The sequence below is a fragment of the Hyphomonas johnsonii MHS-2 genome (genome assembly GCF_000685275.1).
In the GTDB taxonomy this organism is placed as follows: Bacteria; Pseudomonadota; Alphaproteobacteria; order Caulobacterales; family Hyphomonadaceae; genus Hyphomonas; species Hyphomonas johnsonii.
Genome location: NZ_ARYK01000004.1, coordinates 146259 through 172789 on the forward strand (window position 1 = coordinate 146259; position 26531 = coordinate 172789).

The 26531-nt window shown below is 62.8% G+C and carries 27 protein-coding genes; 22 read left to right on the forward strand and 5 right to left on the reverse strand.

Translation table 11 applies throughout. From position 1 onward, the window contains the following. Window positions 1-2: 2 nt before the first annotated feature. Genes flgA through HJO_RS09345 form a run of 3 tightly spaced genes read left to right on the forward strand, consistent with a single transcriptional unit; the run spans window position 3 to window position 1666 of the window. Window positions 3-410: a flagellar basal body P-ring formation chaperone FlgA gene (gene flgA / locus HJO_RS09335; protein ID WP_035616460.1), complete on the forward strand. Its 408-nt coding sequence runs from the start codon at window positions 3-5 to the stop codon at window positions 408-410. Next, window positions 407-1108: a flagellar basal body L-ring protein FlgH gene (locus HJO_RS09340; RefSeq protein ID WP_241764708.1), complete on the forward strand. Its 702-nt coding sequence runs from the start codon at window positions 407-409 to the stop codon at window positions 1106-1108. Before flgA ends, HJO_RS09340 begins: the two co-directional genes overlap by 4 nt. Before the next feature lie 9 nt (window positions 1109-1117). After that, window positions 1118-1666 (forward strand): flagellar basal body-associated FliL family protein, encoded by a 549-nt coding sequence (locus HJO_RS09345; protein ID WP_156945544.1) that lies wholly within the window; start codon window positions 1118-1120, stop codon window positions 1664-1666. Window positions 1667-1699: 33 nt separating this feature from the next. Here HJO_RS09345 and HJO_RS09350 read toward each other — a convergent pair whose 3' ends face one another. Both HJO_RS09350 and HJO_RS09355 read right to left on the reverse strand, forming a co-directional pair. Then, window positions 1700-2380 (reverse strand): flagellar hook assembly protein FlgD, encoded by a 681-nt coding sequence (locus tag HJO_RS09350; protein ID WP_035616467.1) that lies wholly within the window; start codon window positions 2378-2380, stop codon window positions 1700-1702. An 11-nt stretch (window positions 2381-2391) separates the two neighbouring features. Beyond that, window positions 2392-3888 (reverse strand): flagellar hook-length control protein FliK, encoded by a 1497-nt coding sequence (locus HJO_RS09355; RefSeq protein WP_035616469.1) that lies wholly within the window; start codon window positions 3886-3888, stop codon window positions 2392-2394. A 115-nt stretch (window positions 3889-4003) separates the two neighbouring features. On the opposite strand from HJO_RS09355, the gene HJO_RS18545 reads away from it, so the two are divergent. From HJO_RS18545 to HJO_RS09385, 6 genes are all read left to right on the forward strand, one after another. Further along, window positions 4004-4318 (forward strand): hypothetical protein, encoded by a 315-nt coding sequence (locus HJO_RS18545; RefSeq protein ID WP_035616470.1) that lies wholly within the window; start codon window positions 4004-4006, stop codon window positions 4316-4318. Next, window positions 4315-4695 carry a hypothetical protein gene (locus HJO_RS09365; protein WP_035616472.1) on the forward strand — a complete coding sequence of 127 codons (381 nt, stop codon included), beginning with the start codon at window positions 4315-4317 and terminating at the stop codon, window positions 4693-4695. The genes HJO_RS18545 and HJO_RS09365 overlap by 4 nt, the downstream gene beginning before the upstream one ends. A 145-nt stretch (window positions 4696-4840) precedes the next feature. After that, complete coding sequence (locus tag HJO_RS09370) at window positions 4841-6088, forward strand: flagellin (RefSeq protein WP_035616473.1); 1248 nt, start codon at window positions 4841-4843, stop codon at window positions 6086-6088. A 74-nt stretch (window positions 6089-6162) separates the two neighbouring features. Next, window positions 6163-6543 (forward strand): flagellar biosynthesis regulator FlaF, encoded by a 381-nt coding sequence (flaF, locus tag HJO_RS09375; RefSeq protein ID WP_051618460.1) that lies wholly within the window; start codon window positions 6163-6165, stop codon window positions 6541-6543. After that, window positions 6543-6977, forward strand: a complete 435-nt coding sequence (gene flbT / locus HJO_RS09380; RefSeq protein WP_035616475.1) for a flagellar biosynthesis repressor FlbT — start codon at window positions 6543-6545, stop codon at window positions 6975-6977. Before flaF ends, flbT begins: the two co-directional genes overlap by 1 nt. 3 nt (window positions 6978-6980) lie before the next feature. Next, the gene (locus HJO_RS09385; protein ID WP_035616476.1) at window positions 6981-7814 is read left to right on the forward strand and encodes a DUF1217 domain-containing protein; all 834 of its coding nucleotides are present in this window, start codon (window positions 6981-6983) and stop codon (window positions 7812-7814) included. Here the strand turns inward: HJO_RS09385 and HJO_RS09390 are convergent, their stop codons facing one another. Next, the gene (locus tag HJO_RS09390; RefSeq protein WP_241764709.1) at window positions 7815-9164 is read right to left on the reverse strand and encodes a FliI/YscN family ATPase; all 1350 of its coding nucleotides are present in this window, start codon (window positions 9162-9164) and stop codon (window positions 7815-7817) included. An 84-nt stretch (window positions 9165-9248) separates the two neighbouring features. Here HJO_RS09390 and HJO_RS09395 point away from each other — a divergent pair, with 84 nt between their 5' ends. From HJO_RS09395 to HJO_RS09430, 8 genes are all read left to right on the forward strand, one after another. Beyond that, a complete protein-coding gene (locus HJO_RS09395) occupies window positions 9249-9608 on the forward strand; it encodes a flagellar biosynthesis protein FlgB (RefSeq protein WP_035616478.1) in 360 nt (119 codons plus the stop codon). 12 nt (window positions 9609-9620) lie between these two features. Next, on the forward strand, window positions 9621-10004 hold the full coding sequence (locus HJO_RS09400) for a flagellar basal body rod C-terminal domain-containing protein (RefSeq protein WP_035616480.1): 384 nt from the start codon (window positions 9621-9623) through the stop codon (window positions 10002-10004). Between the two features lie 17 nt (window positions 10005-10021). Further along, window positions 10022-10318 carry a flagellar hook-basal body complex protein FliE gene (gene fliE, locus HJO_RS09405; RefSeq protein ID WP_035616483.1) on the forward strand — a complete coding sequence of 99 codons (297 nt, stop codon included), beginning with the start codon at window positions 10022-10024 and terminating at the stop codon, window positions 10316-10318. A 16-nt stretch (window positions 10319-10334) separates the two neighbouring features. Further along, window positions 10335-10598 carry a flagellar biosynthetic protein FliQ gene (locus tag HJO_RS09410; protein WP_051618461.1) on the forward strand — a complete coding sequence of 88 codons (264 nt, stop codon included), beginning with the start codon at window positions 10335-10337 and terminating at the stop codon, window positions 10596-10598. A gap of 67 nt (window positions 10599-10665) precedes the next feature. Then, window positions 10666-12684, forward strand: a complete 2019-nt coding sequence (locus HJO_RS09415; RefSeq protein WP_035616745.1) for a flagellar biosynthesis protein FlhA — start codon at window positions 10666-10668, stop codon at window positions 12682-12684. Further along, the gene (locus tag HJO_RS09420; RefSeq protein WP_051618462.1) at window positions 12684-13439 is read left to right on the forward strand and encodes a flagellar biosynthetic protein FliR; all 756 of its coding nucleotides are present in this window, start codon (window positions 12684-12686) and stop codon (window positions 13437-13439) included. The genes HJO_RS09415 and HJO_RS09420 overlap by 1 nt, the downstream gene beginning before the upstream one ends. Before the next feature lie 8 nt (window positions 13440-13447). Continuing rightward, complete coding sequence (locus tag HJO_RS09425; RefSeq protein ID WP_035616485.1) at window positions 13448-14521, forward strand: EscU/YscU/HrcU family type III secretion system export apparatus switch protein; 1074 nt, start codon at window positions 13448-13450, stop codon at window positions 14519-14521. A gap of 7 nt (window positions 14522-14528) precedes the next feature. After that, window positions 14529-14849, forward strand: coding sequence for a hypothetical protein (locus HJO_RS09430; protein ID WP_035616486.1), 321 nt, complete (start codon window positions 14529-14531; stop codon window positions 14847-14849). Between the two features lie 29 nt (window positions 14850-14878). On the opposite strand, the gene HJO_RS09435 is transcribed toward HJO_RS09430, so the two are convergent. After that, window positions 14879-15940: a sensor domain-containing diguanylate cyclase gene (locus HJO_RS09435; RefSeq protein ID WP_162173812.1), complete on the reverse strand. Its 1062-nt coding sequence runs from the start codon at window positions 15938-15940 to the stop codon at window positions 14879-14881. A gap of 459 nt (window positions 15941-16399) precedes the next feature. Here HJO_RS09435 and bcsA point away from each other — a divergent pair, with 459 nt between their 5' ends. From bcsA to HJO_RS09455, 4 genes are read left to right on the forward strand one after another with little or no spacing between them, the layout of a single operon-like run. Further along, window positions 16400-18598: a UDP-forming cellulose synthase catalytic subunit gene (bcsA, locus tag HJO_RS09440; protein ID WP_051618464.1), complete on the forward strand. Its 2199-nt coding sequence runs from the start codon at window positions 16400-16402 to the stop codon at window positions 18596-18598. Beyond that, window positions 18595-20787 (forward strand): cellulose biosynthesis cyclic di-GMP-binding regulatory protein BcsB, encoded by a 2193-nt coding sequence (locus HJO_RS09445; RefSeq protein WP_035616488.1) that lies wholly within the window; start codon window positions 18595-18597, stop codon window positions 20785-20787. Before bcsA ends, HJO_RS09445 begins: the two co-directional genes overlap by 4 nt. Continuing rightward, window positions 20784-23342, forward strand: a complete 2559-nt coding sequence (locus HJO_RS09450; protein WP_035616489.1) for a cellulose synthase subunit BcsC-related outer membrane protein — start codon at window positions 20784-20786, stop codon at window positions 23340-23342. Before HJO_RS09445 ends, HJO_RS09450 begins: the two co-directional genes overlap by 4 nt. After that, window positions 23339-24778 carry a PAS domain-containing protein gene (locus tag HJO_RS09455; RefSeq protein ID WP_035616490.1) on the forward strand — a complete coding sequence of 480 codons (1440 nt, stop codon included), beginning with the start codon at window positions 23339-23341 and terminating at the stop codon, window positions 24776-24778. Before HJO_RS09450 ends, HJO_RS09455 begins: the two co-directional genes overlap by 4 nt. Window positions 24779-24808: 30 nt before the next feature. Here HJO_RS09455 and HJO_RS09460 read toward each other — a convergent pair whose 3' ends face one another. Next, window positions 24809-25429 (reverse strand): sigma-70 family RNA polymerase sigma factor, encoded by a 621-nt coding sequence (locus tag HJO_RS09460; RefSeq protein ID WP_051618465.1) that lies wholly within the window; start codon window positions 25427-25429, stop codon window positions 24809-24811. Between the two features lie 237 nt (window positions 25430-25666). On the opposite strand from HJO_RS09460, the gene HJO_RS09465 reads away from it, so the two are divergent. Beyond that, a complete protein-coding gene (locus HJO_RS09465; RefSeq protein WP_162173813.1) occupies window positions 25667-26419 on the forward strand; it encodes a PhyR family response regulator anti-anti-sigma factor in 753 nt (250 codons plus the stop codon). Window positions 26420-26531 lie beyond the last annotated feature (112 nt).

Below are 26531 nucleotides of genomic sequence, written 5' to 3' on the forward strand. Positions count from 1 at the left end.
CCATGATATCTCTCATCGCTCTTGGGATAGGTGCGTGCGCAGTGTTTGCCGACGCATCGTCGCTCGTCGCCGCAGAGGTCATTCGCGCAGGTGACCGCATCTCTCCGGCCAATGCCGTGACTGACGCCGGTACGGCAATCGATCAGGATGATCCCCTGATCGGCCGCGAGGTGCGTCGCACGATCTATGAAGGCCAGCCGGTCACGGCTGACAATACGCGCCCGGCAATGCTGGTGAAGCGTAATCAGATTGTTTCGATCAAGTACATCAAGGGCGGCCTGGAAATAACCACGACCGGCCGTGCAATGGGCGAGGCCGGGCTGAACGAGTCCGTCAGTGTGCTCAACCAGCAATCGCGCCAGATGGTGCAAGGGATCGTTCAGCCAGACGGATGGGTGCTCGCACAATGAAGATGCTATTCTCGACTGCTATTCTCGCGACGGCCATCACGGCCTGTGCCAGCACGCCTCACGAAACGGCGGCCGTTGAAGATGATTTCTATGCGAACTGGGCCGAGTCCGTTGCCCTGGAGAACGTCAGCGACGAGCCCAACCCCTCCCTCTGGGCGACCTCACCCAACGCGCTGCTCAGCATGCGGCGCGCGAAGGAGGTGGGAGACCTGCTGACAGTGGTTGTCGAAATGGACGACCAGGCCAGTCTCAAGTCGTCCCTCTCGCGTAGCCGCGGGTCCAGCGAAGACCTCAGCGTCGACGCCCTGTTCGGCCTGCCGAATATCGTCAATCGCGCCTTGCCGGGCAGCGCCAGTGTTTCACCGGCCGTCGACTATCAGCGAAATTCGAACCTGAACGGTACCGGTGCGGTCAACCGCGCCGAGAAGATTGCCTTCACGCTCGCCGCCCGTGTCGTGGGCCTTGAGCCGAACGGCAACCTGATCATTCACGGGTACCAGCAGACGCGCGTTGGCGCTGAAGTGCGATACCTCAGCGTTGCTGGCGTCATCCGTGCGCAGGACATTACGCGGACCAATACAGTAACCTACGAAAAGATCGCGGACGCGCAATTGTCCTACGTAAATGAAGGCGACACGACTGGTGCGAATGGCCGCAAGGCGATTCCGAAGTTCCTGGACAAGGTCATGCCGTTCTAGGTGCTCAACATGAAGAACATCATTTCCGCCGTTGTCGTCGTCCTCTGCATTGTTGCGGGAGGGATCGGTGGCCACTTCCTCAAGAGCGGCGGTGGCGGCGCATCCGGCCCTGCCGCGCATGCTGAAGATGCCGCCGATGATGGGCATGGCAAGTCTGAAGAATCCGGACACGCCAAGCCTGAAAAGGCGAAATCGGGCCATGGCGACGATTCGAGCGACGAGATATCGCTGTCGGGTGTGGACTATTTCAAGTTCAGCCGTGAATTCGTCGTGCCGATCATGCGCGACAACAAGGTCGTCAGCCTGGTGATCCTGAACATCAATCTCGAAGTCGATTCGAGCCTGTCCCGCAAGCTCTTCTCGATGGAACCGAAGATCCGGGACAATATCATGACCACGCTGGTCGAGTTGAGCAATGACGGGCGAACGCTCGAATCCGTCGCGAACCTGGAGAACTATGAATCGATCCGCTCAACGGTCCTGATGAATCTCCAGAAGGTCGCACCGGCCGGAATCCGCAACGTCCTTATCGTGGACATGGCCAAGCAGGACCTTTAGCGGGGCACGCCCTCGCCGCGTCCATCCGCCAGCCTAGTCCTCAACCTTGCGGGCATTGTTCAGGCCTGTGGTCAACTTGGACGCCGTTCCCAGAACCAGCGCGCCGTTTTCATTGCCGATGTCGGTAACCGTCGTGATGACCCGCGGTGCGGCGGTGCCGATATATTGATCGCCGCGGAACAGGTCGATGCCGAACTCGTACAGGCCTTCGGGCACGATCTGGTTGCCGGATGAGTCCAGTCCGTCCCATGTGTAGGACTCGTCAGCCGGATCAAGCTCCTCCGACCAGACGGCATTTCCGGTATTGTCCTTCACCGTGAGGGTGGCGCGGTCGACGCCTTCCGGCATGTCGACAGAGAACTGGACCGGCGAGGCAGAGTACGGAACCCACGATGATTCGACCGATACGGTCTGGCCCAGCCATTCGCTCGCAATGAACGCGTGAAGGTCGCCCATCAATGTCGCGATCGTCTCAAGGCTGGTGTTCGATTTGACCTGCTGCTCAAGCGACGAGAAGGTCGCCAGCTGTTCGACAAACTGTGTCGAATCGAGGGGCGACAACGGATCCTGGTTGCGCAGCTGCGCCGTGAGCAGCTTGAGGAACGTGTTGAATTCCTCACCGACATCGGGTTTCGAAGAGGCTGCTGCGGCGGCTGCCGCCGAGGCGGCTGCTGCACTGGACTGGGTGTCTGTGGCGCTCGAGATCGTGGTCATGGAATTCGCCTTCAAAGCTTGATGTTGAGTCCGCCGCCCGTTGACGAAAGGCGAGAGGTGTTGCTCGCCGCCACGATCGCCGGTTTGACGACGATGGTGTCGGGAGAGGGGTGATGGAGCGCCGGAGCGCCGCTGCCAGGCTGGTTGTTCTGGTCCTGCTGGTGCGGCAGGTTTTGCTGGAAGCTCATGTTCTGGCCGCTGAGGCCCTGGCGTTCCAGCGCCTGCACCAGTTCAAAATGCATCATGCGCAGGTGCCGCATCGCTTCGGGATTGTCGCCGGTGACGGTGACGTGCTGCAGCCCGTGGGCGTCAAACTTGAAATCAATCGACACGCGCCCGAGTTCAGGCGGATCGAGCTGTACCGTGATCCGGTCCTTGCGATCTTCAGGCGCCGCGAGTGAGTCAGAGATGATGTCGACGACTTGCGCGGGCGTTGCCGATACCAGGCTTTGCGTCGGCGTCATCGCGACAGGTGCGGCGTTCGCGCCGACAGGTGTCGATACGGGGCCCGGCAATGCGGACGTGGCGGTCTGGACAGGCGCATCGGTGCCCTGCGTGCCATGATGTTTCGGTGCCGCTTCGACAAGCTCGTCAAAGGCCGACGGGGCTGCTGCCAGTGCGGCGGTCGATTCGCCGTCATCAATCCTGACACCATGCGGCGCGCCCTTCATGGGTGCCCTGCCGCTGTCGTGCCCTGCAGACGGGCCGGTGCCAGGCGCTGGCCTTGCAGCGGGACGTCCGGAGACAGCGTTGCTGGCGGTCACGCCAGCCGTTGCGGTCGCGGCGGTGCGGTCTGCCTGAGCGTGCGGGTTGCCCACAACGGCAATGCCCGATGTCGCGGTTGTTGTTGAATCGGAGTCGGACAAGGCCGCCGGGTCGGTCGCCGGTGGTGAATCAGGTGTCCTGACTGACGCTGCGTCAGGCGCGGACCGGGCGAGTGTCGTGTCGGGCTGCGCTGGCACCGGTGTGGAGGCATCCACTTGCGGCGCGTCTTTTGCGGGGCTTTCGGCCGGCAAGTCGGTGGATTCCGCCGGCACCACGGTCGCAGCGGGCGTAATGGCCTGCGCCGGGTCCGACCGCGCCACGATGCCGGTCGTGCCCGCATCCACGCGTGTGCCGGACGCGGCATCCGGGCCTGTTCCGGCGGCTGGTTCCGTCGGTAGGGCAGGGACAGGCAGATTTGGCTCGGCTGAGATCAGCGAGGCGTCGGGCAGGGCCACCGCGATCGGTTCGGATGCAATGGCGGTGGCGTCTGCCTCATCGCCGGCGGGTGTCACTTCGGCGGGCTCCGGCGCCTGTGGCATCAACGCGGCGGTCGCTGCGAGTGTACCCGTATCGCTCAGGTCTGCCTTATCCGGGTCTTCTGTCGGGGGCTGGCCCTGACCGGCCTTCAGCAGGCTGGCGGCGAAGTCGGCTTTCCTGCCGATGCCCGCGGGCGCGCGCACTGTCGCGTCGGTCGCCTTCAACGTCGGGCGACTGGCGAAATCGGCTTCAAAGGTAAATGTCATTCGGTGTCCACAACGGGTTCTGTTAACCAAATTAAAACCAAGCCGCGTAAAAAGTGCGTTAATATTTTCAGTGATCCGGGTAACTATTTTCCCGCGTCCAGTTGCGGAGTGTCGAATGCCAGACCCGGTATCCCTTGCCTCCATCGGTGCGCCAGCCCGCGCGCTGCCCGATCGTTCGAGTGCTGACATACAGCGCCAGGAAGCCACCGATATCGGCAAGCGATTCGAACAGATGCTGTGGGCCGATATGCTGTCGCATGCCGGGCTCGAGAAAGCGCTCTCGCAAGGCGGCGGCGAGGCCGCATCGGCCTTCTCGAGATATGTGGTCGAAGCGGTCGCCAAGGATCTCGCCGAGACCCACCCGCTTGGCCTGACGGATTCCATGAACCTGGGCCCGTCTGCAGGACCTGCAGCAGAGGACGCATCATGACCGGGAATGTCTTCAATATACAGGCAGAGCGCCTGGTACGCATCCTTGCAAGTGAGAAGGAACTGCTGCTGACCGGCCGCGCCCGCGAGGCTGTGGCCCTGATGGAAGAGAAGCTGGGGGCGCTCCAGGAACTCGAAACGGCACTCGATGATCCTGAACTGAATGCGATGGCGACAGACCACCGCCAGCAGATCCAGACGATCGTGGCACTGGCAAAAGAAAACGCGATTCACTTCGAGGCGATCCGCAACGGACTGCGCCACGCGATAGACCGGCTCGAGTCACTTCACGGCAATGCCTATGTCGGTTCCTACGGTCAGGACGGCGGTAAAATTCCTTTTACGGACGTTACCGGACAGTTTCAAAGAAAAGCCTGATTAGTTAACCCTATGTACATAATGGATGCCTAAGGATCACTACAGCAACCAAGATTGGTTGGCGGTTTTTCCCGCTGTCAGGACGACGCATGTTTGATTTGGTCCACGGCTAAGGTCGTGGAAGAAAATTCAGAGGTACCAAACAGTGTCTAGCATTCTCACAAATAACAGCGCCATGGTCGCACTCGACACCCTGCGCAACATCAACAAGAATCTTGCGACCGTTCAGAGCGAGATTTCGACCGGCAAGAAAATTTCTTCTGCCAAAGACAACGCCGCCATCTGGGCCATCTCCACGGTCATGTCGACGGATGTTGAAAGCTTCAAGACGATTTCCGAATCGCTGAACCTCGGCTCTTCCACTGTTGGCGTGGCACGCGCCGGCGCTGAAGACGTTGTGGCCCGCCTTCAGGACATGAAAAGCCTGATCGTGTCAGCTCAGCAGAGCAACGTTGACCGCACGAAGATCCAGACCGAGATTGAAAACCTGACGAGCAACATCACGACGACTGTCGGTGGTGCGCAGTTCAACGGTCTCAACCTGCTCGACGGCAGCTCGACGGCAGACGTCGACGTCCTGGCATCGCTCGATCGCTCGTCTTCGGGCACTGTTGCCGCTTCCTATATCAGCGTTGCACGCGCAGACCTGTCGCTGAACAGCGCGGCATCGGCTGCAACGTTCGGCTCCACGGGTGTGACCGATACGTCGATCATCAACAACGGCGGCGTCAACGCCGGTACGGCAGCTACGGTTGCTACCGCAGGTTCGCAGGCAATCACCATCGCGACTGTCGCCGATGGCTACAGCTACCGCCTCGTTCTTGACGACTCCGCTGATGCGAACAGCATTGGCCAGCGCACGTTCGAATATGTTGCCGGAACCGATGACAGCGCCAACTCGGTCGCTGCCAACCTTGCCAACCAGCTGTCGGTCTTCCTTTCTGCAACCGGTGACACGAACTACTCGGTTTCACGTACGGATGATGTCATCACCATCACCAACAATTCCGGTGCTGATCTCGACATCACGGCTGAATCGGCAAACGACGGTACAGCTGGCGTCAGCGCTGGTGGCCTCGGTAATCTGGCCGCTATCGACGTGACGACGGATGCTGGTGCTGCTGCTGCCCTGACATCGATCGAAGGCCTGCTGCAGACTGCAATCGACGCAGCTGCTTCGTTCGGTTCGTCGCAAAAGCGTATCGAAAACCAGAGCGAATTCGTTTCGAAGCTGGTCGACTCGATGACAACCGGTATCGGTGGTCTGACGGACGCCGACATGGAAGCGGCATCTGCCCGCCTCCAGGCCCTGCAAGTCCAGCAGCAGCTTGGTGTTCAGGCTCTGTCGATTGCCAACCAGTCGCCGCAGTCGCTGCTGTCGCTGTTCCGCTAGTAGACAAATGGCCCGGGCGCTTTCTGCGCCCGGGCTTCTTACCTTAAAGTCCTTGGGAGGACGCTTTGCAAAACTTGGCTTTCAAGGCCTACGGCGAGGTTCAACAACGCACCGCCGGTGAAAAAGAGATCGAATACGCTCTCTTTCAGCAAATTACCGAAGCTCTTGAAGACGTATCCGAACCGGACACCGTATCGCCCGGCACCTGGGGCGACGCCATTTATCGCAATCAGCAATTGTGGACCCTTCTCGCAACCGACCTTATGAGCGACGCAAATGCGCTGCCGGCTGAAACCAGGCAGCAGCTGCTGGGCATTGCCCAATTCGTGCGGCAATACAGCATGCGTGTGCTCGCTGGCGAAGGCGACATCTCCGAACTTATCGAAGTTAACCGGACCATCATGGCCGGACTCTCGGGCGCGGGCGCGCCCACCCCCAACGGAGAAAGTTCCTGATGTCAGGATTGGTACTGAAAATCGGACCCGGCGAGCGGTTCATCGTCAATGGCGCAGTTCTCGAAAACGGAGACAAGCCCGCCCGGATACGCATTACCGAAGGTGACGTTCGCGTGCTGCGATGCCGCGATGCCCTCAGGCCCGAAGAAGTCAACACGCCCGTCAAGCAGATCTATTACGCTGTCCAGCTTCTCATCACCGGCGATCTCGAAGAAGACGGCACACTGCCGGCAATCGATGCCGAATGCGCCAAGCTGCTCGACGTGTTCGAGTCGATCGATGCAGACCTGATCCCGACACTGCGCTCGATGGTGAGCCGCGGAAACTATTACTCGGCGCTCTGCCACCTGCGCCAGATCCTCGCGATCGAAGACGAATTGCTGACGCGGTTCGCCAAGCCGGTCACGCGGGAACCTGCGACGAAGGTTGCCTGACCGATGTTCCAGCCCGTCATTCCCCTGACTGGCAACAGCGGCTGGAAGTTTCTGGAGGCGACCTATGACCGCCAGCTGGAAAGCCACTCCAAGTCTCCGCAGGTGCGCCTTGATCGCGATTACCTGACCGAGAAGTTCTCCGAACCGGTCGCGGTCGAAGACCTGCTGAAGGACAAACGCCTCCTGCGCGTCGCCTTGACGGCATTCGACCTTGGCGGCGAGGAATGGAAGGGTGGGTTCATCCGGAAGGTTCTCGAAGAGGTGGTCGACCCCGAGAGCAGTTTCCTCGCACGGCTCAACAATCCCAAGTATACGCAGTTTGCGGAGGCGCTTGCGCCCAAGGACGGCGTGATTTCACTCACGCCGGCGAACCTCGCAAAGATGGCAACCGATTTCGAAACGGCATCTTTCGAATCTGCGGTCGGCGAGGTCGATGACGACATGCGCCTCAGCCTGAACTACAAATCCGAGATCGGCACCATTCTCGGCAACGGGTCCAGCGACAATGCAATCCTCTATCGCATGCTCGGCGACGTCCCGATGCGGACTGTCCTTGAAGGTGCGATGAACCTGCCATCCGACATCCGCAACCTGCCGATCGAGCGGCAGGCGGAAATATTGAAGGGGCGGCTGCAGAGCACGTTGGGGATCCAGAAGCTGACCGACCTGAAATCGCCTGAAATGGTTGAGAAGGTCATCCAGCGCTACCACGCCATGCAGGCCATTTCGCAATCCATCAATGCAACGTCGCCCGGCGCGGCCGCGCTTACCCTGCTCAACAATGCTGTCGGCTTTGGCGCCCAAGCCAGCCAGAACCTGTTCCTCAGCATCCTTTGATCAGCTGACGGACGGAGCGTCGGCCACAGGCTGCGTACCGGAATCCACGTCTTGTTGCAGGATTTCACGAAGCGCGTCGAAGGCCGCATCCATGCCGCCGGAATTCCGCGTCCCGGCAAACCGGTCGAGGTGGGCAAACAGGGCAATCGCCCGGTCGGCGTCCACATCCTTGCCGAATTCGTAGAGGTTCGCGCGCAGCATCGGCGCGATCTCTTCGTACAGCGCGAACATGCGGCGCCCTTCGCGTATCAGCGCGTTCTCCTCTTCCGTCGCGGCGTGCGGCAAGGCGCGTGACACGCTGCGCAAGATGTCGATGGCCGGATAGCGGCCCCGCTCGGCAATGTCGCGCGACAGGATGACGTGGCCGTCCAGAATTCCGCGGATCATGTCGGCCACAGGTTCCTCCATGTCCGACCCAGCCACCAGAACCGAATAGATCGCCGTCACATCGCCCTTGCTGCCGACACCGGGTCCGGCTCTTTCGGCCAGTTCGGCAATGACCCGGACGGTCGATGGCGGAAAGGCATTCAGCGCGGGCGTTTCACCAGCGAGCAGGGCGGTCTCGCGGTGGGCCTCGGCGAACCGTGTGATCGAATCGAACAGGAGGAGGACGTTCTTGCCTTCATCGCGAAAGTGCTCGACCGCCGCCATGGCGCAATAGGCGGCCCGCTTCTTGGCGCCGGGCGGTTCGCTCGCTGTCGCCGCGACGACGACTGTCTTCGAGAGGATCGACTGGGGCAGGACGTTTCGCACGAAGTCGTTCACTTCCCGGCTGCGTTCGCCGATCAGGGCAATCACCACCCTGTCGGCATCCATGCCCGCTGCAAGCGACCCGAGGAATGTCGATTTGCCAACGCCGGATCCGGCAAACAGGCCCAGCCGCTGGCCGCGGCAGATCGGCAGCATCGTGTCGGTCACCATCCAGCCGGATGCCAGGCGCGGCCCGATGCCCCTGCGGGCATGGGCCGGCAGGGGTGCGGCGTGCAGCCGGCGCTTGGTTGCGTGAGTCGCTTCGACCGCGTTTTCGCCGCTGGTGATGTCGCCGCGATAGTTAACGATCTGTCCCAGCCAATGATCGCCAGGTTCGATCCTGGCCTCCTGTTCGATCTGGACAGGGTCGCCGATCCGTATCGCGTCGCAAGGCGAAAACAGCAGGGCGGTCACGCTGTCCCCCGACACGCTCAGGATCTCTCCGAGAACCGTAAAACCCGGTTTTTCTATGATTATTTCATTCCCGACGCCTGCAAGCTCGCTGATGCCGGCAATCTTGATCACGCCCGGCGCGACATCGGTCACCGTGCCCCAGAGCCTGAACAGCCTGAGTGAGGAGGAGGAGACCGCCATCGGCATGGAGCAAACCTTCATACGAAATTAACGCTTTCTTTAACATAAGTTACCAAATGTTGTGATGCGGTTAACCAAAGTGAATCGGCCATGATTTCCGAACTCCCAATGTTTCAGATTCTCGGCGCCATGGCGCGCCATGCTGCCGAGAGCCAGAAGGTGAGCGCGACCAATATCGCGCATGCCAACCAGCCCGGCTACAAGGCGGCCGAGGTGGAATCATTCGAACAGTTCATGGCGCGCGCCGCGTCGGGCACCGCGCCCGAAGGCCTGATGGCGGCGTTCAAGAGCGAAGAGGCCAACGCGCCCGCCGCGCCGAACGGAAACACGGTCAACCTCGAGCACGAATTGCTCAGTTCGGCCGACGCCATGAGCCAGCACCAGCTGGCACTGACAGTTTACACGAAATCTCTGGACCTGTTGCGCACCGCAATGGGCAAGAGAAGCTAAGGGGCAGCCAGGATGAACCCTCTCAAGGCGATCATGCAGCAGGCATCTTCGGGGATGCAGCTTGAGTCCCGGCGGATCACCGTCGCGGCCGAAAACATCTCCAACGTCGACACCCCCGGCTATCACAAGAAAATGATTGCCGTTGAATCGGCGCTGACGCCCGGCCAGCAATTCTCGGTGACCAAGGAAATGCTTGACCAGAGCCCTGGCGAGCGCAGCTACAACCCATCGCACCCGATGGCCGACCAGGACGGCTATGTCACGATGTCGAACGTATCGCTCGTCATGGAGATGGCAGACCTGCGCGAAGCCAACCGGTCCTATGAAGCCAACCTCAACGCGTTCCAGCAGGCGCGGTCCATGTACAGTTCGCTGCTCGATATCTTGCGTCGCTAGGGAGGCGAAGTGAATTCATGTCCACTGTAAGTTTCAACGCCTATACCGCGCTCAACACGACGCGGCCCACGGATAACACGCAGGCCACCGGCAAGGCGGCAGCCGACACGAATCCCATTGCCGAGGGCGTCTCCGATTTCCGTGCCGCGATGCAACAGGCTGAAAAGACGACGATGGAAACGGTCGTTTCCGGCGCTGACCCGCACGCCATGGTGGCCGCGCTGGCCAATGCCGAACTCATGCTGGATGCCGCCGTGACCATCCGCGACAAGGTCGTCGAAGCCTATCAGGAATTGCTGCGAATGCCCGTCTAGGGTCCGGGAGAGCGTGATGTCTGAGGCCGAAATCTTCGAAATCCTGCGCGCCCACATATGGGGCGCAACCATGATGGCGATGCCTATCCTCGCCTGCACGCTGATCGTTGGCTTCGCCATCGGCCTGCTGCAGGCCCTCACGTCGATCCAGGAAATCACGCTCACCTTCATCCCCAAAGTGCTGGTGGTCGTGATCGTGTTCTTTCTCTCGCTCGGATACATGACCAGGATCTGCATCGACCTGTTCAACGATTCGGTATTGCCGCTCATTGCCCGATAGGTCTCCCGTGCAGTCATCAAATTCCTTTGGTCTGGCCCGGCCGACTTCCTTGCTGGCCATTGGCCTCATGGTTGTCATCCTGGTGATGATCCTGCCGGTGCCGTCATGGGTGATGGATATCGGCCTGACACTGTCATTCGCCTTTGCGATCCTGATCTTCGCGACGGCCGTGTTTATCGAACGTCCGCTGGATTTCTCCTCCTTTCCCAGTGTCCTGCTGGCATCCCTGATCCTGCGGCTGGCGCTCAACGTCTCTTCGACGAAGCTGATCATCGGTGAAGGCCATACCGGCACGCACGCGGCCGGCAAGGTCATCGAGGGCTTCGCCATGTTCATCATGGGCGGAAACCTGTTTGTCGGGCTCGTCGTCTTCAGCGTGCTGGTGATCGTGAACTTCATGGTCATCACCAAGGGTGCCGGCCGCATGGCGGAAGTCGGTGCACGGTTTGCGCTCGACGCCATGCCCGGCAAGCAGCTCGCAATCGACTCCGACCTGGCGGTCGGCGCAATCACGCACGAGGAAGCCAAGAAGCGCCGTCAGCGCGAACAGGAAGAGGCGTCCTTTCTCGGCTCCCTCGATGGTGCCTCCAAATTCGTCAAGGGCGACGCCATTGCCGGCCTGCTGATCACCGCTCTGAACCTGCTTGCCGGGATCGGCATCGGCCTGACGGTGCATCACCTCAGCTTCGCCGAGGCGCTCAGCAATTATTCCATCCTGACTGTCGGTGATGGCCTGGTCTCCCAGGTTCCCGCCGTGATCGTCTCGGTCGCTTCCGCCCTGCTGCTGTCCAAGGGCCGCGAAGAAGGCGCGATCGACCTTGCCCTTGTCGCGCAACTCGGCAGCAACGTTGCCGCGCTGATGATCGTTGCCGGCATCCTGTTTGTCTTCGCGCTCTTCCCGGGCCTTCCCTTCGTGCCCTTCATCATGGCGTCAGGCGGCTTTGCGACGGCCGCCGTTATTGTCAGGCGCCGCAGCCGCGCGAAAGAAACGGAGCAGGAAGAGGTCGACGAACTGGACGTGCCGGCACCTCTGAAATTCGGTGATTCGATTTCCGCCGACGAAATCCACCTCGAAGTCTCGCCTGACCTCGTGAACCTCGTCCTCGTCGGCGAGAATGGCTTTGAGAGCCGGATCCACAAGATCCGCCGGTACATCGCCGAGGAATACGGATTTGTCCTGCCGCCAATCCGGATGACCGACAATCCGACGCTGAAGCGGAACGAATACCGTATCCGCATCCAGGGCGTGCGTATCGATACCGGCCTGTTGCGCCCGGGTTCCATCCTTGCGCTCATGGAAGACGACCAGCTGCCTCACCTGCAGGGCGAAAAGGTCAAGGAACCGGTCTACAAGGCGGCCGCACGCTGGCTGCCGAACAGCAAGAAGCAGGAACTCGCTGCCAGTGGCGTGCCGGTCGTCGAACCGATCGAAGTCCTGGCCACGCACATGCTTGAAGTGATCCAGTCCAACTTCTCGCTGATCTTCACGCGCATGGTGATGCTCGACACGCTGGACGCGCTGACAACCGTCACGGACAGCGACCGTGCTGCCGCCAACCGGCGCTTCCTCGATGAATACATTCCCGGCAAGGTCAGCCCGGAACTGTTGCTGTCCGTCATCAGGCTGCTGCTCGAAGAGCGCGTCTCAATTCGCAACCTGTTCCTGATCATCGAGACGATGGCCGAAGTGAAGGCAACCTCGTCCGGCCTGCAACGCACGGTCGAGCTCGTCCGCCAGCGTCTCGCCTTCCAGATTGTCGACCGCCTGCAGGACGACCAGGGCCGCCTGCCGCTGGTCCAGCTGTCCACTGCATGGGAACAGCGGTTCTCCCAATACGAGGTCAATGGCGAGAACGGTTCCAGCGACATCGCCCTGCCGCCCGAAATGTTCGGCGAACTGACCAGCGAAGTGCAGTCGAAGCTGAACGAAGCGGCGAAAAAGGGCGTGATCGCGTCCATCGCAACATCGTCGCGGCGACGCCGCTTCCTGCAAACCGTGCTTGTCAGCAAAGGCATCCGCAATTCCGTCCTGGCCTATGAGGAAATCAGCGCGAAGACCAAGCCGTATATTATCGGCGTTGTCTGATGGACCAGTTGGCAACCCTGTCCGGGCCGCTGGCGTCCTGGCTCGCGTTGTTCATCGTGGTTGTCGCACGGCTGTCCTTTGTCGTCGTCTTCATGCCGGGCATCGGAGAACAGGTCATTCCGATCCAGATGCGCCTGCTTGTGCTGCTTGCGCTTTCGGTGACGCTCGCCTCGACAGGCGTTGTCGCCGTTCCGTCACTGTATCCGCTTTCCGGCTATGCAGCGGTCCTGGCCAGCGAGGTCACGATCGGGTTCTTCCTCGGGGCGCTCTTGCGCGTATCTGTCTGGATGTTGAGCATCGCCGGGACAATCATCTCCCAGTCGATCGGCCTGTCGCAACTGCTGGGCGTGGCGCTCGAACACGAAGCGCAGGCAATGACGGCGAACCTGCTGTCGATGGCCGGCGCGGCGATTCTCCTGTCGGCGGACTTCCATCTCAACGCGGTCGCATCCCTGATGCGCCTTTACGAAGATATTCCGGTCGGCGCCCTGGCATCGCTCGATATCGAGATGATCATACAGCGCAGCTTCTCGGCTGTCGGCTTTGCCGTCCTGCTGGCCTGGCCCTTTGTTGCCGTGAACCTTCTCTACAATATCTGTCTCGGCTTCATCAACAAGGCGCTGCCCCAGCTGATGGTGGCCTTCGTCGGTGCGCCGCTGCTCATCGGCGGGGGCATGATCCTGCTCGGGCTGTCGGTCACCGGCGTGCTGATGGTCTGGAAGGACCGCGTCCTCCAGGTTGTCGGATGGATGTGAGGTAGGGCATGGCCGATCAGGAACCAGACAGTGGCGAAAAGGAATTTGATGCCACCGACGCCAAGCAAACCCAGGCGCGCGAGGACGGCAACGTCCCCCAGTCGAAGGAGGCGAATGCGCTGGCGCTGATCGTCGGCATCCTGTGTGCCGGCGGCGCCCTCCAGATGACGGTCGGGCGGACCCTGTTCAATGACTTCTCGTCGCTGCTCTATCATGCCGATTCATTTGCGGGCGACGTTTTCGGCGGTGGCGGCGGCCAGACGCAGCAACTGCTTTTCGGCCTGCTCGTCCAGATCGGCCTGCTGTTCCTGATACTGGCTGCCGTGGTTGTGGTTTCGCTCGTCATCCAGCGCGCCATTTCATTCTCGTTCAAGAAGATCGCCCTCGACATGAAGAAGCTTTCACCGGTCGAGAATCTCAAGAAGCGCTACGGCCCGAGGGGGATTACCGACTTCCTGAAAGACATGGTGAAGCTGGGCTTTGCCGTCGGCATCGCGATCATTTTCCTCGCGGCGCTGGCCAGGGAATATTATGCCAGCAGCGCCATCGAGATGGGGCATTTCGCCGGCTTCACGTTCAGCCAGGCAATGAAGCTGATCCTCTGGTTCCTGGCCTTCCAGGTCGTGCTCGCCGCGATCGATCTTCCCCTCCAGAGACGTCTTCACGACAACCGGCTCAAGATGTCCCGGGAGGAAATGAAGAAGGAGATGAAGCAGAGCGAAGGCGACCCGCAGCTCAAACAGTCACGGCGCCAGGCGGCCTCCCGCATAACGCGCGGCCAGATGATGCAGAACGTGCCGACAGCGACTGTCGTCATGGTGAACCCGCAACACTATGCCGTCGCCCTGAAATGGGATCCGGACGACGACAAGGCGCCGGTCTGTGTCGCCAAGGGCATGGATCATATCGCCGCCAAGATCCGCGAGATCGCAATTGCCAGCAATGTTCCGATCTATCGCGACCCGCCATCCACCCGGTCGATCTATCGCCTGGTCGAAGTCGACGAGGAGATTCACCCGGAGCATTTCGCTGCCGTGGCGGCGGCGATCAACTTCGTCGATCGCATCCGCAAGCATATGTGAGGTTCCCATGGCTGCCGGCAAGCACACACTCCAGAAGATTGTCTCCCTGAAACGCCAGAAGGCCGAGCAGGATTTCCAGGCCGTGCAGCAGGAGCTGGATCGCGTGCGCGAAGCCGCCGAGGAGATCACATCCACGCTGCGGGCGCTCGACGGCCAGACAGACGGTGCCGACACGCTGATCCTGGCCCATCGCCACGGTCATGTCCGCAAGCTGATCAGTGACCTGGATGCGCAGCGCGCAGCGATCGCCGGCAAGGAAGCCGAACTGCTCGCCGCGCGGGAAGTCCTGAAGCGGGCGTTTGATTCCGAAGAACGGCTGAAGGACTAGCCTGTCTGGCGATGCAGCGGAGCAGGCCCCTAAACGGCCGCCGCGCCACGCAGGACCCAGTTCTCCGATGGGTCGAGCGCTGGCCGGATCACCTTGTACGGCGCCACGTTGACCCGGTCCCTGCCATCACGCTTGGCCTGGTAGACGGCCTTGTCGGCCCGTTCGAGCGCGGGGCCGATGTCGATATCGTCATACCCCGGATTGCTGATGCCGATACTGATCGAAATATTGAATGCGCCGTGCGGGCTGGGAAAGGACTGGCGCTTGACCGCCTTGCGCAACCGGTCTGCCAGCACCGCTGCCTTGGACGTGCAGGTCTCGGGCAGGACGATGGCGAACTCCTCACCGCCAAGGCGGCCGAGCAGGTCCTCGTCCCGGATATTCTCGGAAATGGTCCTGATCATGCCTTTCAGGACGGCATCGCCGACCGCGTGCCCATGGATGTCGTTGACCTGCTTGAAGTGGTCGATGTCGAGCATCAGGGCTGACAGCTCCAGCCCGTGCCGCCGGGACCGCATGACCTCGCGTTCGGCAAACTGGTAGAACGCCCGGCGGTTCAGCGTCTTGGTCAGGGGGTCGGTCATCGCCATGTCGAACAGGGTGCACTTGTCCTGTTCGGAATCGATCAGGTCGCGCACGGCATACCGGCCTGCGCTGCGCAGGCAGATGTCCTGGCTGACCAGTTCGGCAAAGCTTTCGAGCAGGGTCTGGTCACCCGCTGTAAAGTCACGCGCCACCCGGTCGGCAAGGCAGAGCGTGCCGAACCGCTTGCCCTCCGGATCGCGCAGCGGGGCGCCGGCAAAGAAGGCGACATGGGGCGAGCGGATGACGGCCTGCTCACCGGAAAAGAAGCTGTCGTCACGAACGTCGCGCACAATGAACGGCGTGTCGGAAAGGTGGGCGTGGGCGCAAAACGTCTGCAGCCGGTCAAAATCGGCGGGCGCCACGCCCTGCACACAATGGTACCAGCTGCGGTAACGCTCGTTCAGCGCAGCGATGACAATCGGCATGTCGAACACGAGCGCAGCTGTCTGTGCGAACTGGTCGGCATCATACATCTCCGAACCGTTCAGGATTTGGTACCGGTACAATACATCGGTCTTCTGCTTTTCAAAGCGCGGTCTCGGATATGAATTGAATGGCAATTATTGTCCCCCGACAGATCTCTTGCCTGTCTGGGTAATAGAAAAAACTTTCGTGAAGGTTAGTTTATCGAATTTCCGAAAAACCTGTAATATCAAATACTTGTGATAGTGCTATCAGCGTCCGATCTGTTTCCCTCTACCGTGGAATCTTGTGCGCACCCTGATTGATTTCTGCGGTGCGTGGTCCCGGCGCACCGGATGATTGCGCCCGCGTCACGCGATCCGGGGCAGGGGCCGCCAGGCCCCAAACAGTTAACCGGTGATGCGAATCCGTTTACTTGGTTTATATAAGTAAAGCTGAATTTAACACATTCCTTGGTTTATCAATAGTTGCGTCTTAGCGATGAATTCATGTTGTGATGGCAAGTCTATATTTCGAATAACCGAATATAGAAAATCCACCTCATGGAACACGCAGCAACATCATCGGAAAGCAAGGGCCCGGCGTCCCGGTTCGCCCCCCTGCGCACGGTGAGCGCGGTGCTTGTCCTGTCCTGTGTCGCGGTCCTGGCCGGCGCGCCGACGCCCGACCAGGTGCAGATCCTCCTGGCGGTCCTTACGGTCTCCACCTTCTTCCTGATGGGCTGGCTGCGCCCCTCGGGCGGGCCGTTCCGCAGCTTCGTGTCGCTCCTGATCGTGTTTACCAGCACGCGCTACATGATCTGGCGGGTCACCGAGACGATGCCCTCCGACTCGCCCCTGTCGATCGTCGGCGGCGTGTTCCTGCTGGGCGCGGAAAGCTACGGCTATGTGCTGCTCCTGCTGTCCACCTTCCTTTCGGTTGATGTCTACAAGCGCGCCCCGCGCCCGGCACCGCTTGCGCCTGCCGCTTGTCCCACCGTCGACATCCTGATCCCGAGCTATAACGAGCCTGACGAACTGCTCGAAGTCACGCTGACCGCTGCCCTCAACGTCAACTATCCTGACGGGCGCAGCAACGTGTACCTGCTCGACGACGGCGGCACGGTCGCCAAGCGCAACAATGCAGATCCCGTCAAGGCCGCCGAAGCGCAGGACCGCTTCGAGCGCCTGCAGGAAATGTGTGCCCGCCTCGGCGCGCACTACCTCACCCGCGAGAAGAACGATCACGCCAAGGCAGGCAACATCAACGCGGCCCTGACATCGACATCCGGCGAACTCATCCTGATCCTCGACGCCGACCATGTCCCGTCAAACGACATCCTGACCCGCACGGTCGGGTATTTCGTCGAAGACCCGAAGCTCTTCCTCGTCCAGACTCCGCACTTCTTCCTCAATCCCGATCCGCTCGAACGCAATCTCGGCACGTTCAAGAACATGCCGAGCGAGAACGAGATGTTCTATTCGGTGATCCAGCGTGGCCTCGACGGGCTCAATGCGTCCTTCTTCTGCGGTTCGGCGGCAGTGCTGCGGCGCGAACTGATCATGGAGATAGGAGGCATCCAGGGAGACACGATTACAGAGGATGCCGAGACGGCGCTCGAACTCCATTCAAGGGGGTATCGAAGTGCCTATGTCGATCGCCCCATGGTAGCCGGATTGTCGCCCGAGACCTTCTCGGGCTTCATCGTACAAAGAATGCGGTGGACCCAGGGCATGGTCCAGATCTTCCTGCTGAAGAATCCGCTGCTCAAGAAGGGTCTGACCTTTGCCCAGCGGGTCGGCTATTTCAATTCCTGCTTCTACTGGTTCTTCCCGCTGGCGCGCATGGCCTTCATCCTCGGCCCGCTGCTCTATCTCCTGTTCGGCATCCAGGTCTATGTCGGCACCCTGTCAGACTTCCTGATGTACGGCCTGCCGCACATTGTCGGCGCCCTGATGCTGTCATCCATGCTGTATGGCCATACCCGCTGGGCCTTCGCGTCCGAGCTCTACGAGGTCATCCAGTCGATCCATTGTTCCGGCGCGATTCTCACGGTCCTGCGCAACCCGCGCTCGCCGAGTTTCGCGGTTACGCCGAAGGGCGAAAACCTCGACGAGAACTTCGTCTCGCCGCTCGCGCGGCCTTTCTACATCCTGATACTGATTGTCTGCATTGGTGAAGTCGCGGGCATTGCGCGCTGGTTCCTCGATCCGGTTGGCGCCGGCGTGATCTCCGTCCTCCTGTTCTGGAACACGTTCCACCTTCTCCTGCTCGTTTCTGCCCTTGGCGTGCTCTATGAGCGCTCGCAGCAGCGCGTGTTCCCGCGCTTCCAGACCAGCCGCGACATCACGCTCAACCATCTCGGCACGCCGATGCCCGGTCACATGACAGACGTGTCGATCACCGGCATGGGTGCAACCGTGCCCACATCCTCCGGCAGGCGGTTCGAGGTCGGCGACGTGGTCCAGGCCGATGCCCGCGACCTTGGCGCGGCAGCGGCCTCCTCGCTCGACCTCAAGGTCCTCTCCGCGCAGGACACGCCCGAGGGGCAGAAGCTGGGCCTCAGCTTCCTCATCGAGACGCAGGACCAATGGACCGCCGTTGTCGCGCTCATGTACGCGCGCAGCGAGAACTGGAAGACGTTCCGCGACGACCGCGCCACATCCGAAAACATGATGTCCAAGATCGGCGGGCTGGTTCGTTCCAGCCTCAGCCACGCCATGACCCACATTCAAGCTGTATCCCGGGAAGCCCGCACATGAACAAGCTCGCCAGATCAACCGCCCTTGCACTCGTCTTTGCGATTGCCTCCTTCACCCGGCCTGCCACCGCGCAGGTGCAGCCGGAAGACGCCGCCTATGACGTCTATGCCCGCTACCGCGATGACCCGGCAATCACCACGCAACAGGTTGAACCGGGCCTGTGGCGCGCGCACCTGCCGCTGGCCATGCTGCGGTCGGAGCAGGGGCCGATCCGGCTCGACGGTGCGGAAGACACGGCCCGCATGGGCTTTGCCCTGGCGCCCCAGGCAGATGTCCAGTCAGCCCGCCTGGTGCTGCGCCATGTCAGCGGCCGCGGCCAGGCAAAGGCCGACCCGCAGCTGCGCCTGACAGTCAATGACCGCTTCGTCGGCCAGCTCGCCGGCGTCACGACGAACGCTGCCGGGGTGAATGAAGTGGTGCTCGACCCATCCGTTCTGATGACCGGCTTCAACACGCTCGGCATCGATGCCGTGCAGCGCTACACCTATGATTGCCAGGACCCCGACGCGCCCGAACTCTGGACCGACATCGACACAACCCGGTCCTATGTCGAAGTCACCTATACGCGCCACCCGTTCGCCGGGTCGCTCGCCGACCTGGGTGCGCTCGTGACGGCCGGTGTCGGCGGTGTCGATCATCTCGGCATTGTCACCGGTGATGGCGCCATGACGCCGGACAGGCTCCGCTGGGGTGCCCTGTCGGCACAGGCCGTCAGCAACCGGCTCGGCTATCGCCTGCCGGATATTGCGCCGCTGGCTCCAGGTGCGCTCACGACAGACGCCGCAGGCATGGACATTGTCGCTGTCGGCACCGTCGCAGAGCTCGGGGGCCTCGTGCCGCCTGAAGCATCGGCGCTTTCGGGCGACGAGGCCTGGCTGTCGATTGCGCCGTCTCCGGCAGATCCGACCCATTTCATGATCATTGCGTCCGGCCTGACGCCGGCCGGTGTCGAAGGCGCCGTGCGCGCGCTCGCACAGGACAATTTCCCGCTGTCCGATTCGGACGCGCTCCTCCTGTCGGGCGCGGACCTTCCGTCCGGCGCGGTCGTCGCCCGGAAGCGCCCGATCGAGGCTGGCGCAAAGTACACGTTCAGCAATCTCGGCCTCGCCGACACTTCCCTGTTCGGCAAGGACCACGGTTCTGTCGAGCTTGACTTCGACCTGCCTGCCGACCTGCGTTTCCGGACAGCCGGCGAGGCGGTCTTTTCGCTCGACTTTGCCTATGGCGCAGGGCTGCGGGATGATTCCGTCGTCAATATCGTGGTCAATGGAGAGTTCCAGCGAGCCATCCGCCTGACCAATCCCGATGGCGAAGTGATGCCCGGCTACCAGATCGGCATTCCAACCAGCGCCCTGCGCCCTGGCCACAACACTGTCGCGTTCGAAGTCGAACTGTCGACCGAAAGCGAGGGCCTGTGCTCGACGCGGAGCATGCGCCATCTCGCCTTTGTCCTGAAGGACACCTCCACGCTGACCCTTCCGGAGGCTGACGCCTACGTCGAATTGCCGAACCTCGCGCTGCTGGCCGAAACCGGCTTTCCCTATACCGGCCTCGGCGCTGACGGGTTCGCCATCCGGGCCGGCGATACGCAGCCTGAAACAGCGGCGGCTGTGTGGACGCTCGCCGCACGCCTCGGCCAGATGCACGGCACGGTGTTCACCGGCGTGGATTTCGGATTCGGGCTGGACCTCGGCGACCAGGACACGCTGGTTGTCGGCACCCGCACGGCGCTCGCCGGCTTCATGCCAGCCAGTATCAGCTTTTCCGGCGACGCTGGCACGGTTGACGGCGGCACCTTTTCCCGTGACTTCAAATCGGTTGATCTCGGCGACAATGGCCTGCTGATCGAAGGCCAGTCACCGAGCTTTGCCGGGCGCCTCGTTACGGTCATGACGGCTGAAACCGAACAGCGTCTCCTGTCATCGGCGAAGTCCCTGGTCCAGCCGAGCCACTGGAGCCAGCTCGAGGGCGGCGCAGCCGTCTGGCGCGACAATGCCGCGACGGTCGTGACCCAGGCGCCCGCCACCCGCTTTGCTGTCGGCACGATGGACCCCGACGAGCGGGCCCGGATGAAGAGCGCCCAGTCGCCGTGGCGCTGGATTCTCACCATTGCCGGCATCCTGTTCGCGCTCGCTTCGGTGCTTGCCCTGATCGCGCGCTACATGCGGGACCGGATGAACGAGAGTTGATCCGCACACCGCTCCTCCTTCGCGCCCTTGCCCTCAGCGCAGTGATCGGCCCGGTATCCGGGGCGGCGCTGTCGGCTGCCGGCGATGTGCCGGAAGGGGCAAGGCGGGAAGGCGTCTACACGATCGGCATTCCGCGCGCAGAGGCAGTCCGCACGATGGACCGGGTGGCCGAGGTGCAGGCTGCGACGAGCCCCTCGGGGGCAGACGTGCGGAACATCTGGAAACTCGGCGCCGACGGACACTGGTCTGAAGCGGCGAGCGGCCTGAAAGCGCGGCGCCAGGCCTATCCCGGCTGGAAGGCCCCCGCAGACCTGGCCGTCTTCATCGCCGAAGGGCAACGGGACGCAGCGCTCCGCCACGCGCTCGAACAGGAAGACTGGGCCGCCACGCTCGCTGCGCTCGGGCCACCGGTGCCGGGCCGCTGCGAGGCGCCGTTCCGCGTCTGGGCGCGCATCACAGCGCTGGCGGGCCTGCAGGATCGCCAGCAACTGGATGCCGCCTATGCCGGCGCTGTCGCCACTTGCCGGGACACCGCCCTTGTCGCCGGCCTGCTGGCCCGTGCGCCAGCGGACCTCGACACCGACGGCCTTGAGCGCCTGGCCTCCCTCCCTATCCTCACCGGCCACGCGGATCCTACCATCCGGGCCGCCCGCCGCACTCTCGCCGCCGAAGCCCGCTATCGCCGGTTCGCGGCAGACCTCGCCGCCGGCAATGTCGACGCCGCGCTGGCCCTGGCACGCGGGTCTGACGATCCGCGCCTGCTGGGACAGGCGGGCTGGCAAGTTCTCGCCACCGATGCGCCGGGCGCCGCGGACTTCTTTGAACGCGCGCTCGGTCAGGCTGAGACCAGCGACCTTCGCCGTGGCCTGGTCCTCGCGATCCTCCGCACCGGCGATCTCGACCGGGCGGAAACGGCGATCCACCAGGCCAACGCGCCGGCCGACCTTGCAGACCTTGCCGGCCAGGTCGCCCTCGGCCGTGCCGCCGCCGCCCGCGCCGCAGGCCAATGGGACGTGGCTCTCCAGGCCGCCGTCCGTGCTGCCGCGCTGAACCCGGCTCTCGCACCGGATGCCGATGCCCTTGTCGGCGGCGCACTGCTTGACCAGGCGGCGGGGGCCTATCAGACGGGCGACTATGTCCTTGCCCGCCGGCTCGCCCTGGCGGCCGCTTCGCACGATGCCACCCGCCGCGCCGGTCGCATGCGTGCAGCCTGGGCCGATCTTCAGCTCGGCGCCCATTCTGCCGCCGCATCGGAATTCAGCGCGCTCTACCTCGCTGCACCGGACGAGGAATCCGCCGAAGGCTTCGCGCTCGCCGCCGAAAAGACCGGTGACCTTGATTCGGCCGCCGCCATCGCCCGGGCGATTGGCGGGCCGCTCGGCCACAAGGTCCAGGCGCTCTACGCAGACGCCGCTTTCCGTGAAGGTGACTACCTCACCGCCCGGTCGCGCGCGCCGGACCGCTATGAAACACTCGACGGCATTGACCGGGCCTGGGTCAGGCAGGCGGTCACCGGGCGCAGGCAGGGCGGCACGCGCGGTGAAAACCGCCTGACAGGGCTGGTCTCGGTCACCTCGGTCGGGACGTCTGCCGGCCGGATGCGGTTCGAAGGAGGCGTCGCCGTATATGCTATCGATCCCGGCCAGTCGAACCGCGCCGACATCCGCCCTTCGCGCGAAACCGTCGCGGCCCCGTATCTGGCCGTCAGCCGGGAAGGCGACACATCGCTCAGCGCCCGCATCGGGTTCAGTCCGCTCGGCGGGCCGGCCAGCGCGCGCATTGTCGGGGAAGTTGCCGTCGCCCATGCGCTTGGAAAGGGTGAAGGCGAGGCCCGTGTCTTTGCCCGGCCGAAGACGGACAGCACGCTCTCCCTCGTCGGCCAGCATGACGCTGCTACCGGCCAGGCCTTCGGCCGCGTCGTCGAAACCGGCGCCGCCCTGCGCGCCCGGATGCCCGTCAGCCTCAACGATGCCGTCCAGGCGGACCTCGAAGTCACGACCCTTGATGGTGAACAGGTGGAAGGCAATTCCAGGATCGGCGCAGGCGTATCGGCCTCCCGGACGCTCGCGCGTGACGGCTTTGCCTATATCGCGACTGGCCCGTTCTACCAGTTCCAGTCCTATGACCGGAACACCAACTTCCATACTTTCGGGCATGGCGGCTATTTCAGCCCGCAGGCGTTCCACCGGGTCGGCTGGTCCGTGAACGCACAGACAGACCCGCTGAAAAAGTGGATCGTCAAGGCTGACCTTGCGGTCGCCTACGAGTCTGTCAGGGAAGACGCCGCGCCGCTCCTGCCGCGTGACCCCGCACCGCAGCCGCTGGTCGGCGGCGGCAATGGCTCCGGTGTCGCCGGCGCGCTCGAAATCAGCGCAGCCCGCCGCCTTGGCCGGGAATTCATCCTGTCCGGCGCGGCATCGGCGATCGCGTCGGAAGCCTATGACGATGTCCGGCTGGGCATTGCCCTCACGTGGATTCCGGGGGGCCGCGCAGGCCTCGTCCGGGCCGACCTGCCAACCGACCCCTTCAACCCAGCGTCCTGGATTCAGCCATGACTGACACTACGACCACCCAAGCTGCCGGCCGCCTGCGCCAGCCAGACCGCCTGATCAGGCGGCTGGAACGCAGTGATGCCTTCCTGATGCGCGCGATCCAGGCCGCTGCCCTGATCGGCTGCATCCTCGGTGTGATGATCTATGCCTGGCAAGCCATCGCCTCGGACATTGACGACCGCCAGCACGCGCTCAACCAGGCAGCCTCCGCCGGGCAGGTCGCAGCCGAGGCTGAACTGGCACGGATCAATTCCGTGCTGGTCGAAATTACCCCGCTGCTCACCACGGCGCTTGCCCCGGACGCCACTGCCGCGACCCGGCGGGACGTCCACGCCGCTCTTGGCGAGCGCCTGACATCCGGGCCGGTCATGGCGATCGCCACGTTCGGGACGGGGGCTTCCGTCACGGCTGTATTCGGAGACCTGCCTGCCGATGCCTCTGGCGCACTCTCGGCGGCCCGGTCCAGCAAACGCGCAGGCCGCGAACTGATGCCACTGGAACTGGTGCCCCTCGCGCACGGACGCATTGCCAATTATCGCGCGCTCACGCTCGGCGATGGCCGCGTGGTGCAGGTGGCGCTCGTGCTGCGCACCAGCAGTTTTTCCCCGGCGCTGGACATTGGCGCGGCCGCTGGTGATCGCTGGCGCGCAGCCCTGCTCAACCGCGACGGCGACGTCATCAAGACGGCGCCGGACGCCACCGGCATCCTGCTGCCCCAGGATACCGATCTCGCCGCCGTGGCTCTCGGCTGGGCGCCGCTGCATGCTGACGAAGCCTCCGCCCGCGACCGCACATCAGGCCGCCAGGGTGGCACATTCCTCGAAGCGCGCTCCGTCGCCGGCGACCAATTGCAGGTCGTGTATATCGGCCAGGCACGGTCGGCCTTCGCGGTCCTCGCCTCGCACCGGTACGAATTCATGGCGCTGTTCGGCGCATCCATGCTGGGCATCCTTCTCGCCGTCTCGATCATCCAGAACGAGTGGCAGCGCCAGGACAAGGACACCCGCAATGCGGACCTCGCCGCCGCGCGCGCCGACATCACCTGCGACCTGCTGTCAGCGGGCGTGATCGACTGGTCGGTGCAGGATGCAACCGTCAGCTATTCCGACGGCTGGGCAGACATGTTCGCGCAGGGCGACGAGCCGCGCTCGGAGCAGATTTTCGACTGGGTGTCACGCATCCATCCCGAAGACCGCCTGGCGGCCCGCGAAGCCTACCAGCGCGTGCTTGACGGGGCCGACGTTGAACTCGTTCACAGGATCCGGATCCGTCTGGCGACCGGCCTGTGGGTGCGGGTCATCGAGCGCGGCCGGGCGCTGATCGATGCCAACGGGCAGATTGTCCGGATTGTGCTGGTCCAGACGGCTGAACCGTCTGACGGGCGCGAGTTGCGTGATTTCGTCGGTGCGGCTGTCAAAAAGACAAGCCGCACGGCGTGATGCACCGCCGGCGCGCGGCGCCGGCGTGCCCTACGCGACGCGCCCTGGCGAGTCTGCCAGCCGCTCGATATAGGCGATCATCCCGTCGAGGTCTCCCGTCCAGCCAGCGCCTTCGCTGGGCTGCGGCTGTCCGCGCCCCATGCCGGCTTGCGTCATCTGGTGAACCACCGCGTCGCGGGCGCGGCTCACCCGGCTCTTGATCGTGCCATCGGAACAATCGCAGATCTCGCCGGCTTCCTGGTAGGTGAAACCTGCGGCAACCACCAGGAGCAGCGCGTCGCGCTGTTGCGGGGGCAGGGCGTCGATTGCGCGCTGCATGATCCGGAAATCGGACTTGGATTCCAGGCATTCGGGCGCGACCAGCACCTGTTCGGCATGGTCCGGCTCAAGCGGGGTCGAGCGCCAGGCGCGGCGTGAATACTGGTAGAACTCGTTGCGAAGGATCCGGAACAGCCAAGGGCGCATGGCGGCGCCGGTGCGGAAGGAATCGATCGCAGACCAGGCTTTCAGGCAGGTGTCCTGCACGAGGTCGTCTGCGAGGTCGGTATGCCGGCACAGGCCGCGGGCAAAGGCCCTCAGCTCCGGAATCAGCCGTTCTAGTTCGTCTGCGAAGGCCAGCCCCGACAGCGAAGGACCGTGATCGGTCATCATGTCCACCTCCTCTGCCGGGTGCAAGCTGTGGTCTATCGTGCCGTCTTTGCCGACTTACACATGAAAACCTCGCCTTTGGTTCTCGTCGGCCTATGTCTTCATTTCCCACGCAGATTGCGCCCGGATCGGAAACGGCACTGTGGACGATGATTGTTAACTATCTCTCTCCGCCGTAAGGGAGATTGTCCTGATTTAAGGCATTGGACCCAAGCATGGGCAAGAATGGAGGTATCAATCATGTTGTCAGACCTGCTTGAAACCCAACTGCCCTACTTGCGCAGGTATGCGCGGGCTGTAACGGGCGCAAGGGACCTGGGCGACCAGCTTGTATCCGCGATGATCGAAGCCCGGCTGCTGGGCGCTGGTGACATCAGCACCCAGGAATTCTCGCGAATCACCCTGTTTCAGGCGCTCGACGACACGGTCGTTGAACGCATGCCGGCTGCTACGACAGGTTACGAAACAGCCGACCCCCTCGGGCGGATGGCGATACTGCCGCGCCGGGCCCTGATGCTCAGGTCGGTCGAAGGGTTCACGCGGGCCGAGACGGCTGCAATTCTCGGGCTCGACGAGGCCGAGGTCGATGCCGCACTGGCCGATGCCGAGGCCGCCATAACGCAGGCCCTCGTCACGAATATCCTCATCATCGAGGACGAACCGATGATCGCGGCACACCTTGCGGAGATCGTCCGCGATCTCGGCCACAGTGCGGTCGGCATCGCGAACACGTACGACCAGGCGGTGGACCTCGCCGCGAACCAGTCATTTGGCCTGGTGCTGGCAGACATCCATCTCGCCGACGGCTCGTCAGGCATCGACGCGGTCAACAAGATCCGGCTGAACGCCGATGTGCCTGTCATCTACATCACGGCCTACCCGGAAAAACTCTGCACCGGCACGGGCGACGAGCCCGTCTTCCTGATCCCCAAGCCCTTCGAGGCGGACCTGATCAAGGCGGTCATCAGCCAGGCACTGCTCGGGCGTCATTAGCCAAAAAAGTGCCGGCGCCCCAAAGGGGAACCGGCACCAAGTCGCTGATGGTGAAGCACGTTACCTGCATCGGAAGTCCTATGCGCGGCAGGACGTAACCGTTCCATAATAT

Coding starts and splice junctions, on each gene's coding strand:
- flgA (WP_035616460.1), top strand. CDS start 3: ATGATATCTCTCATCGCTCTTGGGATAGGTGCGTGCGCAGTGTTTGCC.
- HJO_RS09340 (WP_241764708.1), top strand. CDS start 407: ATGAAGATGCTATTCTCGACTGCTATTCTCGCGACGGCCATCACGGCC.
- HJO_RS09345 (WP_156945544.1), top strand. CDS start 1,118: ATGAAGAACATCATTTCCGCCGTTGTCGTCGTCCTCTGCATTGTTGCG.
- HJO_RS09350 (WP_035616467.1), bottom strand. CDS start 2,380: ATGACCACGATCTCGAGCGCCACAGACACCCAGTCCAGTGCAGCAGCC.
- HJO_RS09355 (WP_035616469.1), bottom strand. CDS start 3,888: ATGACATTTACCTTTGAAGCCGATTTCGCCAGTCGCCCGACGTTGAAG.
- HJO_RS18545 (WP_035616470.1), top strand. CDS start 4,004: ATGCCAGACCCGGTATCCCTTGCCTCCATCGGTGCGCCAGCCCGCGCG.
- HJO_RS09365 (WP_035616472.1), top strand. CDS start 4,315: ATGACCGGGAATGTCTTCAATATACAGGCAGAGCGCCTGGTACGCATC.
- flbT (WP_035616475.1), top strand. CDS start 6,543: ATGTCAGGATTGGTACTGAAAATCGGACCCGGCGAGCGGTTCATCGTC.
- HJO_RS09385 (WP_035616476.1), top strand. CDS start 6,981: ATGTTCCAGCCCGTCATTCCCCTGACTGGCAACAGCGGCTGGAAGTTT.
- HJO_RS09390 (WP_241764709.1), bottom strand. CDS start 9,164: ATGCCGATGGCGGTCTCCTCCTCCTCACTCAGGCTGTTCAGGCTCTGG.
- HJO_RS09395 (WP_035616478.1), top strand. CDS start 9,249: ATGATTTCCGAACTCCCAATGTTTCAGATTCTCGGCGCCATGGCGCGC.
- HJO_RS09400 (WP_035616480.1), top strand. CDS start 9,621: ATGAACCCTCTCAAGGCGATCATGCAGCAGGCATCTTCGGGGATGCAG.
- fliE (WP_035616483.1), top strand. CDS start 10,022: ATGTCCACTGTAAGTTTCAACGCCTATACCGCGCTCAACACGACGCGG.
- HJO_RS09410 (WP_051618461.1), top strand. CDS start 10,335: ATGTCTGAGGCCGAAATCTTCGAAATCCTGCGCGCCCACATATGGGGC.
- HJO_RS09415 (WP_035616745.1), top strand. CDS start 10,666: ATGGTTGTCATCCTGGTGATGATCCTGCCGGTGCCGTCATGGGTGATG.
- HJO_RS09420 (WP_051618462.1), top strand. CDS start 12,684: ATGGACCAGTTGGCAACCCTGTCCGGGCCGCTGGCGTCCTGGCTCGCG.
- HJO_RS09425 (WP_035616485.1), top strand. CDS start 13,448: ATGGCCGATCAGGAACCAGACAGTGGCGAAAAGGAATTTGATGCCACC.
- HJO_RS09430 (WP_035616486.1), top strand. CDS start 14,529: ATGGCTGCCGGCAAGCACACACTCCAGAAGATTGTCTCCCTGAAACGC.
- bcsA (WP_051618464.1), top strand. CDS start 16,400: ATGGAACACGCAGCAACATCATCGGAAAGCAAGGGCCCGGCGTCCCGG.
- HJO_RS09445 (WP_035616488.1), top strand. CDS start 18,595: ATGAACAAGCTCGCCAGATCAACCGCCCTTGCACTCGTCTTTGCGATT.
- HJO_RS09455 (WP_035616490.1), top strand. CDS start 23,339: ATGACTGACACTACGACCACCCAAGCTGCCGGCCGCCTGCGCCAGCCA.
- HJO_RS09460 (WP_051618465.1), bottom strand. CDS start 25,429: ATGATGACCGATCACGGTCCTTCGCTGTCGGGGCTGGCCTTCGCAGAC.
- HJO_RS09465 (WP_162173813.1), top strand. CDS start 25,667: ATGTTGTCAGACCTGCTTGAAACCCAACTGCCCTACTTGCGCAGGTAT.